We start from the raw sequence: 9,728 nt of genomic DNA on the forward strand, positions 1-9,728 counted from the left end.
CGGCGATGAAGACTCGACTGCTGACCGCGACGGCCATGACCGCAACTCTCATTCTGACCAGTGCCGCCTATGCGCAGGACGTACCGGTCACCTCGGCCAATCCAAGCCCACAAACCGCAAGCCAACAGCCGGCGTCCGTCAGCGAGGACGATTCCATCGTCGTTACCGGATCGCGCATCCGTCGCAAGGACTACGACGCGCTCGAGCCGACCACGGTCATCTCGTCGGAGTATCTGAACACCCGCGGGCTGACCAACGTCGCCGACGCGATCAACGAACAGCCAGGCTTCGGCGTCCCCCAGAATGCCGAGGGCGGCCAGAGCACCTACGGCGTCAGCCAGAACTTCGTGAACAAGTTCGGGCTCGGCACCGCGCGCACGCTGACGCTGGTCAACGGCCGCCGCTTCGTCTCGACCAACGCACCGACCGTGCTCGGCAATCCGGCCGGGCTCCAGGTCGATCTGAACGTCATCAATCCGCTGCTCGTCGATCGTATCGAGAACGTCTCGATCGGCGGCGCGCCGACCTATGGCTCCGATGCGATCGCCGGCACCATCAACGTCATACTCAAGCAGGACTATGTCGGCGCCGAGATCCAGGCGCTCAGCGGGATCAGCGACAAGGGCGACAATTACCGCGCCAACCTGGCCGGGATCGCCGGGTTCAAGTTCGGCCCCGACGCGCGCGGGCATATCCTGATCGGCGGATCCTACGACCGCAACGACGGTCTGCGCGCGGTCGATCGCGACCGCGCGCGTGACGGGCTGACGTTCCAGACCAATCCCACGGCCGGCACCGCACAGACCCGCATTCCGGGCCGTACGCCAGCCAATGACGGTCGTGTCAACGGTAGCGTCCCGTTCAACGGCGGCGCGACCGACGGCATTCCCAACACCGTGCTGATCGGCAACACCCGGATCTTCACCGAATCCGCCGCCGGGCTCATCCTGCCCTACAATGCGGCGACCGGTGGTTTCGTCACCTATGCGCCCGACGGCAATACGGCAGGCTTCGGTGCGGGCGGGCTGAACCGCCTGCAGTTCGATCCGAGTGGCAACATCGTCCCGTTCAACGCGGGTACGCCGTTCGGCAACACCTATGGCAGCGGCGGAGACGGCTTCAACCTGGCTGACACGCGCCCGCTGACCAACGATCTCGAACGCTACACAGCGAACCTCAACGTCGATTACGAGATCACCAGTTCGATCAAGGCGTTCTTCGAGGGCACCTATTATCACGGCGTCGGCCGCGAGGTGATCGACCAGCCGGTTTACAACTCGCCGCTGTTCGGTGGTGCCAATGGCGTGCTGCTGTTCAACGTCAACGATCCCCGCCTGACCAGCCAGGCGCGCGGCGTCCTGCAAAGCAACGGCGTCAACAACTTCTATCTCTCGCGCGATTTCGTCGACATCACCAATGGCGCGGCGAGTTCGGAAACCAACGTCTATCGCGGCGTCGCCGGACTGACCGGTGATTTCAACGCGCTCGGCAAGCGCTTCACGTTCGAGGCATCGGCGAATTACGGCCGTACCGAGGGCAGGTTCCACCAGATCCTGCTCGATCAGCAGAAGTTCGTGAACGCGATCAACAACTGCAACCCGAACCCGACGCTCAACGCCGCACCCGGCGGGCTCCGGCCGGTCGCGGACGCCGCCTGCGTCGCGATCGATCCGTTCGGTCCGGGACGGCTCGACCCGAGGGCGGTGGCGTATGTGAACTACCGCTCGACCGCACGCTCGGTGGTCGAACAGGAGGTCTACAACGTGAACTTCGGTTCGTCGGAGCTGATCCACCTGTGGTCGGGCGATGTCGGGTTCAACGTCGGATACGAGCATCGCCGCGAATTCGGCTCGTTCACGCCCGATCCCTTCCAGGTCGCGGGGCGAGGCCGTGCGGCGGCGATCATCGGCAACCAGGGTTCGTTCAATACCGACGAAGGCTTTGGCGAGATCCTGATACCGCTCGTGTCACCGCGCAACAACGTGCCGCTGATCGAGAGCCTGTCGGTGGAGGGTCGTGCGCGCTATGTCGACAACTCGGTCAATGGCGGGTTCTGGACCTATACCGGTGGCGGGCGCTACAGCCCGATCGGCGGGATCGAGTTCCGCGGCAACTACACCCGCTCGCTGCGTTCGCCTTCCGTGGTCGAGCTGTTCACGCCGCAGACCAATGCGGGCTCGTTCTTCCCCGATCCCTGCGACGTCGCCAACATCGGCGGCGGTTCCAATCCGACGATCCGCCAGCGCAACTGCGCCGCCTTCTATTCGAGCTACGGCGTCAGCCCCGCGAGCTTCAACTCGCTGGCGCGAACGTCCGCGGTTCCCGGCATCACCGGCGGCAATCCCGATCTGCAGAACGAGCAGGCGAATTCCTACACGTTCGGCGTCCTGCTCCGACCCAGCTTCATCCCGCGCTTCCAGGCATCGATCGACTGGAACCGCATCCGGGTGAAGGGCAACATCGCCTCGCTGACCGCCGCGAACATCGCCGAGGGTTGCTATGACAACCCCAATTTCGATGCGGCGAACCCGGATAGCGGCAATGCCTATTGCCAGCAGTTCACGCGCATTCGCAGCAGCGATCCGGTCACCAACGGCCAGATAGTATCCGACCCCGCCAATCCGGGCATACGCACCGGGTTCGTCAATGGCAGTTTCATCGAGTTCAAGGGCCTGACCGCACAGCTTGATTACTGGGCGCCGCTTAACGGCCTAGGTATCGACGGGCGTATCAATACAAGCGGAAGCCTGTTCTATCTCGACACGCTGCGCTCTTCGAACAACGGCGTCACGGTCGATCCACAAGCTGGCGAGATCGGCACGCCCAAATACAGCGGGCAGTTCAATCTAGCTTTCCTCAGCGACAGTGGGACCGGAATCAGCATTCAGGGCAATTATACGGGCAAGGCGTCGTACGACATGCTCTTCAACGCGGACAGCCGCGACATTCTGAAGCTGGACGATCAGTGGCTGTTCAATCTAGGATTGAGCCAGAAAATCCAGGATCGTGCGACGTTGCGCCTGAGCGTCACCAACCTCTTCGACAAGGCTCCACCCTATCCCTATGACGCAGTAGCCGCATATGATCTACTTGGTCGACGCTACACAGTTTCAATGAACGTCAATTTCTGATTTTTATTATCGAAACAGCGGTGGACCATGTTAATAGCATCGTCCACCAACTGTTCAATTCGACACCAATCATATTAGGCGCTTAACCTACCAATGAAATGCTGGCCGTCGAGCGAAAGTCAAAGACTTACCAATCAAGCTGCCTTCGGCGGTCGCGTCTTTGGTGACCCAGTAATGGCCGCTTAGCGCGGCCAAAGCGGCACCCAGCGTCGGACGTTCATTCATCTTTGCCGGTGCAGCTGTTTCTCGAGAGCCGAAACGTCAGGCAAGTACGTGTAGCCGATCGCCCACACGCCTAGACGGTAGGAGTTTCCTCAAGCGCAAGCCTGCTTCGGGATCGAAGCGCCTCGATAAGCACCGACATCGCCGGCGAGAGCTGACGCCGGCTCGGATAGTAGAGATAGTAGCCTGGAAACGGCGGACACCAGTCGCCGAGCACGCGAACCAAGCGACCTTCTGCCATGTCGGCTCGGACATAGTCCTCAGGCAGGTAGGCCATGCCGGCGCCGTCGCGAGCCGCCTGCCGCGCCAGCACGATGTCGTTGACGATCAGCCGCCCCTTGACCCGCACGTTGAGCGCTCGGCCATCGCGCTCGAACTCCCACGCATAAAGTCCGCCATGGGTGGGGAAACGCAGGTTGATGCAGATATGAGCTGCCAGATCGTGCGGCGTCACCGGCTGCCCGCGCGCGGTCAGATAGGCCGGTGAAGCAACCGCGGCCATGCGCATGTCCGGTCCGATCCGTACCGCGATCATGTCCTGCGCGACTGTCTCGCCTAGTCGCACACCGGCGTCGAACCGCTCGGCGACGATGTCGACAAAGCCAGTCTCCACGGCGAGTTCGACCTGAACGTCGGGATAGTCGGGCAGCAAATCGGCTAGCGCCGGCCACAGGATCGTCTGAGCGGCGTCGATCCCAGTAGTGATCCGAATCGTGCCCGCGGGCTTTTCGCGCAGGGTGCTCAAAGTGGCGAGTTCGGCCTCGATCCCGTCGAGGTGCGGGCCGATCGCGTCGAGCAGTCGCTCGGCGGCATCGGTCGGCGCAACGCTTCGCGTCGTACGCGTGAGCAGGCGGACGCCGACCCGTTCCTCCAGCCCGCGGATGGCATGGCTGAGCGCGGATGGGGACACGCCAATCTGCGCCGCTGCCCGTGTGAAGCTGCGCTCGCGCACAATGGCACGGAGCGCGACGAGATCATTGATCGGCTGGCGGGTCATTGTTGAACTGAACTCACAACCGCGTGCAGATATCTTGACCTAATCGAGACCAGCTCCGTTGCCTAGATACAAGGCAACCGGGAGAATGAAAGGCGAGCCATGACTGACACCCCAATGCGCGCACCATGGGGCGATATCTCCCCTAGGCTGACCGAGATTACCGACGAGGTGCTTTTCGACGATGTCTGGCAGCGGCCCGGTTTATCGCCGCGCGATCGCAGCCTGATCACCGTGTCGGCGCTGGTCGCGCTCTACCGGACGAATGAGCTACCGTTCCACATGGGTAAGGCGCTGGAGAACGGCGTCACACGCGACGAGATCGTGGAGACTATCACCCATCTCGCCTTCTACTCTGGCTGGCCGACGGCCAGCACGGCCATCACCATCGCCCGCGACGTGTTCGCCAAGGCGGAACAGATCGATTCAGGCAAGGAGAACCTCAATGCAGACGCGTGAACTCGGCCGCAGCGGCCTCAAGGTGTCGGCCCTCGGCCTCGGCTGCATGGGGATCAGCTTCGGCTACGCCGCCACGCTGTCGAAGGAGGATGGCATCGCGCTGATCCGCGCGGCGGTCGACCGCGGCGTGACCTTCTTTGATACCGCCGAGGTCTACGGCCCGTTCGAGAACGAGGAGGTGGTGGGCGAGGCGCTCCGCCACGTCCGCGACCGTGTCGTGGTCGCCACCAAGTTCGGCTTCGACATCGCCCCCGCCACAGGTGCAAACCTCGGCAATATCACCAGCAGGCCGGAACACATCCGCCAAGCTGTAGACGGCTCGCTCAAGCGGCTCGGCATCGAAACGATCGATCTCCTCTATCAGCACCGGGTCGACCCGCAGGTTCCGATCGAGGACGTTGCCGGCACGGTCCGCGACCTGATCGCCGAGGGCAAGGTCAAGCACTTCGGCCTGTCCGAACCAGGCGTCGCCACCTTGCGACGAGCGCACGCCGTACAGCCGGTCGCGGCCGTGCAGAACGAGTATTCACTCTGGTGGCGCGCCCCCGAGAGCAACGGCGTGCTCGCCGCCTGCGACGAACTCGGCATCGGCTTCGTGCCGTACAGCCCGCTCGGTAAGGGTTTCCTGACCGGTGCCCTAAGCAAGGTCGACGCGGGCGATTTCCGCGCCAGCGTGCCACGCTTCGCTCCCGAAGCAATGGCCAAGAACCAGGCGTTCGTCGACCTGCTCAAGCGCGTGGCCGACACCAAAGGAGCAACCCCCGCACAGGTGGCGTTGGCGTGGCTGCTCGGCCAGCGGCCATACATCGTGCCCATCCCCGGCACGACCAAGCTCCACCGGCTGGAGGAGAACATCGCTGCCGCGGACGTCCAACTGAGCGACACCGACCTGGCTGAGATCGACACGGCCGCGTCTGGCATCCAGGCCGAAGGCGACCGCTACGCCCCGCAGCAGATGGCGATGGTTGGCCGCGACGCACCGCCGGTCGGCACCAACGCCTGACCCGTACCCAACCAATAAGGATCATGGCATGTCCCGACCCGACCGCTTCACCGGCAAAGTCGCCTTCGTCACCGGCGCCGCGAGCGGCATCGGGCGCGCGGCGGCCGTTGCCTTCGCCGCCGAAGGCGCACACGTCGCGATCCTCGACCGCAGCGAGGACGCACTTCAACAGACTGCGGAGGCGGTGAGATCGGCGGGCGGGGAGGTGCTGGCGATCGCCTGCGACGTGTCCTCGCCCGATCAGGTTGAATCGGCAGTGGCGCGCACCGTCGAGGCATTCGGCCGGCTCGACATCGCGTTCAACAATGCGGGCGTCGAGAACAAGGCCGCGGCGGTGCATGAAATCGATCTCGCCGAATGGGATCGCATTCTCAGCATAAATCTGCGCGGCACCTTCACCTGCATGAAGCACGAACTGGCGCAGATGGTCGCCCAAGGCAGCGGTGTGGTGATCAACACCTCGTCGGGCGCGGGCATCCGCGGTGTCGCTGGCGGCGCGGCTTATGCCGCTTCCAAGCACGCGATCATCGGCCTGACCCGATCCGCAGCACTCGACTATGCCAAGCTGAACATCCGGGTAAACGCGGTGCTGCCCGGCAACATCGAGACCCCGATGATGGATCGGTTCACCGACGGCGACATCCAGAAGGCGCTTGATCGCGAACCGGTCGGTCGGCTTGGCAAGCCAGAAGAGATCGCCGAGGCGGTGCTATGGATGGCGTCCGACTTGGGCGGCTTCGTCACCGGCGCGGCAACGGCGGTCGACGGTGGCTGGTCGCTGTAGGAACCAGGACTCAGAATTGTCGTCCGGGTGACGTGAACGGTCACCCGGAGCGGACATTCGTTTACGCACGAGCGATGGCACAGACCCTCCCTGCTTCCCATATGTCTCATGTAAGGAGAGGCAGATGGCCGGAGGTTGGACGCGCGATGGCGCGGTTCAGGATCAGATCGACGATTCAGTGGCAGACGCAGTGCTGGCCGCTCGGGCAAGCATGCCAAGCGGAACGAGTGAACCGTTCTGTGGAGTCTGTGGCGACGACATCCCCGAAGGTCGGCGCCGCGCAGTGCCTGGGGTGCGTACCTGCGTGACGTGCCAGGGTGGCCGCGACCGGCCTCTAGCGGCAACGTTCAATCGACGGGGCAGCAAGGACAGTCAGCTGCGGTGATCACCCCCGCTTCGCCGCGGCTTTAGTCTGGCCAGACCCAAATCCAGACGTTCCCATGCGGTTTACAGCTCCCCAACTTCCGACGTTCATTCATCGGTGCATGATCGCCACGCCGCTTCGTCGGAATGGCGAAAACTGAAACCTTCCAGTCCTTCAAGTTGATTCCCAGGATGACGGCTTCGGTCAGAAGCCGCCATCCTGGGAAAGCCAATGCCCGCATTGCACGCGGAACTTTTGACGGACCGCGGTCGGGCAGGCGATCGGGTAGATCTTGTCCATGCGGAAGGATGCGACAGTAAATTGACCGCTTCGGTCAGATGCTGTGTCCGGCGACCCTCAGTGAGAGATAGCGGAGCTGCCTCGTAGCATCGGTCCATGCGAACTTGTAGTCGTTCCTGAGCGTGATCGATGCCAGCTTTGAACCCGGGTCCGGTAGGTCATGGTCGACCCTCCCGTGTATCGCCGTCCGTGACGAAAGTCGAAGTCGGCGACGTCGCCGCATCGCTCGAGCCGGGCGATGTCGAGCATCGCTTTGGGCCGATTGACCGGTTCGGCCTAGCTTGCCTTCTTTAAGACGTGCCGCTGACGAAGGTGAGGATACTGGGCCCGAAAGGGCCTCCAGCCACAACCTAAGCCAGTTATTTGCCAGTCACACAACTACCTTGCCGGCTACTTTCGCTTCTCTCAGCGATCTGACCGGTCGAGTGCGCGCCGACGGGCGCGCAGTTCGGCCCGGAGCAGCTCCGCCTCACCTTCCGCGTCGAGCGCTCGCTGCTCTAGAGCGTCGACTTGGGCGGTTAGAATGTCACGAGCATGTCGCTCACCACGTCTGACCAGTCTCGCTACCTCGCGACCGAGAGCTCCTTCACGCACCGCTTGTGCCATCTCACGAACAGATACCCCCTCAACTGCGGCGGCCCATTCGACCGCGTCGGAACCCGGCTCCAGCACGTAGGTCGGGCTGCCCCTCATCGTGATGAACCTGACAACGCCCGTATCGCGCGTTAGGTGGGTGTAGAGTGCGGTCTTATCATCAAATGCCCGTGCACCCGTACGCACCGCGCGCCGGTCGCCGTCAATGCTCGAGTCGAACGCTGAGATGCGGAGGATTTCGTAAGTCGTACCCGCAAGGTCAGCCGTGATCGCCTCGTAGCGGCCCGCCGCCACACCCTCTGCGATGCCCCGCCAGTCGCGCAGCCATTCCGCCTGAGCAACCAACGTCAGGCCTCGACGCGCCGACCCGCGACGAACAGTTCGATCAAGCCAGCCTCGATAAGGAGCGTTAAACGTCGGCACAACTTTTTGACAGCTCGCCGCGCGATTGCGACACGGAACCGGCCGCCCCGCCGAGCAAGTTCGACAGTTAGATTGCGCGCTGTCCGAAACCCATGTGCACGATGGAGAACGTCTTGGACGAACGAGCGTGCCTGGCACGCTCCACCACCACCCGCAAACACGATTGTCACACGTTCGAACCACTGTGTGCGATAGGAAAACGACTTGGGCATGCGAGCCTCCTTAATGGCAAGAAACAAGTAGAAGCGGAATATTTCGCTTTCAAGTTAAATATTACGATCTCGCTTGTCTCCCTAAGGCGTTACCCGCTCGCATTTGCCAGCGCCTCGATGGTAGTGCGGACGGATGAGGACATGCCGAACATGAGAGAAAGCGACGTCGAGCCCGCTGTCGAATCTGGGAGAATCGCTGCGGGCGAATGCGAACCTGCAGCGATCGAGTTGCTACGCCCGCGTCCATGGATCGAATGGATCGTATTGTTATCCTCGTGGACGTTTGCCTTAGCGATGGTTCGAAAGAGAGGACTCGAAGGGGCGGCGCGGACCGCAGTCATCGTCCATCTGAACCGGCGCAACTTGTTTACCTCCTTAGGCCTAGCGACCGTGCTCGTCGCGTGCAGCCAGAACCGCATCGCGGCGACTCAATGGAACGTCGGAAACGACGGCATGCTCTTCAGGCTCGCAACGTTCGCGCTCGCGACCTACTGCATGTCCCGCGCTATAGAGGTGATTTACGCCTTCTGCCGCGACGCTTTCGCAAAGCTCGCTGACGAGGGCTCCGAAAGCGATCTCGACGGCCGGCAGCGCATCGGCCTAGCCCTCACGAGCTACGTCGAGCTGATCCTGAACTTCGCCATCCTACTTGCGCTGGCCCCTGCAGCCGCCTGGCAGGAGAAGAACGCAAATCGACCAACGCACGTCATCGATGTCCTGTTCTACAGCGGCTCAACCATCACCACGAGCGGTGGTGGCGGATACGTGCCGAAGGGGGTCATCGTACAAGCACTGACCGCGTTCGAAATTGCCTGTGGCCTTATCCTGCTAGTCGTTTGTTTTGCCGTTTACGCCGGCAATCCGAGCGGTAGCTCACGCCGAAGACTCTCTATGGTTCAAACCAAACAGGATATCACTCTGGGCAAAGCTTCCTAACTCCAAAGTGTGTGACGATGAAGGCGGTAGATGGCGTTTTCTGCTTGTCGGACGAAGTGCCTATGGCGATCGGGCGGAATCGGCGACCACGGCGGCCTGATGATTGTGGAGCTTTCGCTCCCGCCCAACTACACTAATATACGCTCATGAATATCGACCAGCACATCACACGAAACGACGCGCTTTACGTGACGTGACCCCCGTTTTTTCCTCCAGTTGGAGCTAGAGTCCGCCCCCGGAAAGGGACGGACAGATGAAGCGGAAGCAGTTTTCGGAAGAGCAGATCATCGGCATCCTGAAGGAAGC

General features: G+C 62.3%; 8 protein-coding genes. 6 read left to right on the forward strand and 2 right to left on the reverse strand.

The genetic code is table 11. The features are described from left to right. Positions 1-5: 5 nt before the first annotated feature. A complete protein-coding gene (locus tag U1708_RS16330) occupies positions 6-3,131 on the forward strand; it encodes a TonB-dependent receptor domain-containing protein (RefSeq protein ID WP_332746929.1) in 3,126 nt (1,041 codons plus the stop codon). A 295-nt stretch (positions 3,132-3,426) separates the two neighbouring features. Here U1708_RS16330 and U1708_RS16335 read toward each other — a convergent pair whose 3' ends face one another. Next, positions 3,427-4,350, reverse strand: a complete 924-nt coding sequence (locus U1708_RS16335) for a LysR family transcriptional regulator (protein WP_332746932.1) — start codon at positions 4,348-4,350, stop codon at positions 3,427-3,429. A gap of 99 nt (positions 4,351-4,449) precedes the next feature. On the opposite strand from U1708_RS16335, the gene U1708_RS16340 reads away from it, so the two are divergent. From U1708_RS16340 to U1708_RS16355, 4 genes are all read left to right on the forward strand, one after another. Continuing rightward, complete coding sequence (locus U1708_RS16340; protein ID WP_332746934.1) at positions 4,450-4,806, forward strand: carboxymuconolactone decarboxylase family protein; 357 nt, start codon at positions 4,450-4,452, stop codon at positions 4,804-4,806. Continuing rightward, complete coding sequence (locus U1708_RS16345; RefSeq protein WP_332746936.1) at positions 4,793-5,809, forward strand: aldo/keto reductase; 1,017 nt, start codon at positions 4,793-4,795, stop codon at positions 5,807-5,809. The genes U1708_RS16340 and U1708_RS16345 overlap by 14 nt, the downstream gene beginning before the upstream one ends. Positions 5,810-5,837: 28 nt before the next feature. Further along, a complete protein-coding gene (locus U1708_RS16350) occupies positions 5,838-6,593 on the forward strand; it encodes an SDR family NAD(P)-dependent oxidoreductase (RefSeq protein WP_332746938.1) in 756 nt (251 codons plus the stop codon). Positions 6,594-6,717: 124 nt separating this feature from the next. Then, the gene (locus tag U1708_RS16355) at positions 6,718-6,978 is read left to right on the forward strand and encodes a DksA/TraR family C4-type zinc finger protein (RefSeq protein WP_332746940.1); all 261 of its coding nucleotides are present in this window, start codon (positions 6,718-6,720) and stop codon (positions 6,976-6,978) included. Positions 6,979-7,662: 684 nt separating this feature from the next. Here the strand turns inward: U1708_RS16355 and U1708_RS16360 are convergent. Continuing rightward, positions 7,663-8,196 carry a hypothetical protein gene (locus U1708_RS16360; protein ID WP_332746942.1) on the reverse strand — a complete coding sequence of 178 codons (534 nt, stop codon included), beginning with the start codon at positions 8,194-8,196 and terminating at the stop codon, positions 7,663-7,665. A gap of 179 nt (positions 8,197-8,375) precedes the next feature. Between U1708_RS16360 and U1708_RS16365 the strand changes: the two genes are divergently transcribed. Continuing rightward, positions 8,376-9,422 carry an ion channel gene (locus tag U1708_RS16365; protein ID WP_332746944.1) on the forward strand — a complete coding sequence of 349 codons (1,047 nt, stop codon included), beginning with the start codon at positions 8,376-8,378 and terminating at the stop codon, positions 9,420-9,422. Positions 9,423-9,728: the final 306 nt, after the last annotated feature.

It is taken from the genome of Sphingomonas arabinosi (genome assembly GCF_036663715.1).
Classification (GTDB): Bacteria; Pseudomonadota; Alphaproteobacteria; order Sphingomonadales; family Sphingomonadaceae; genus Sphingomonas.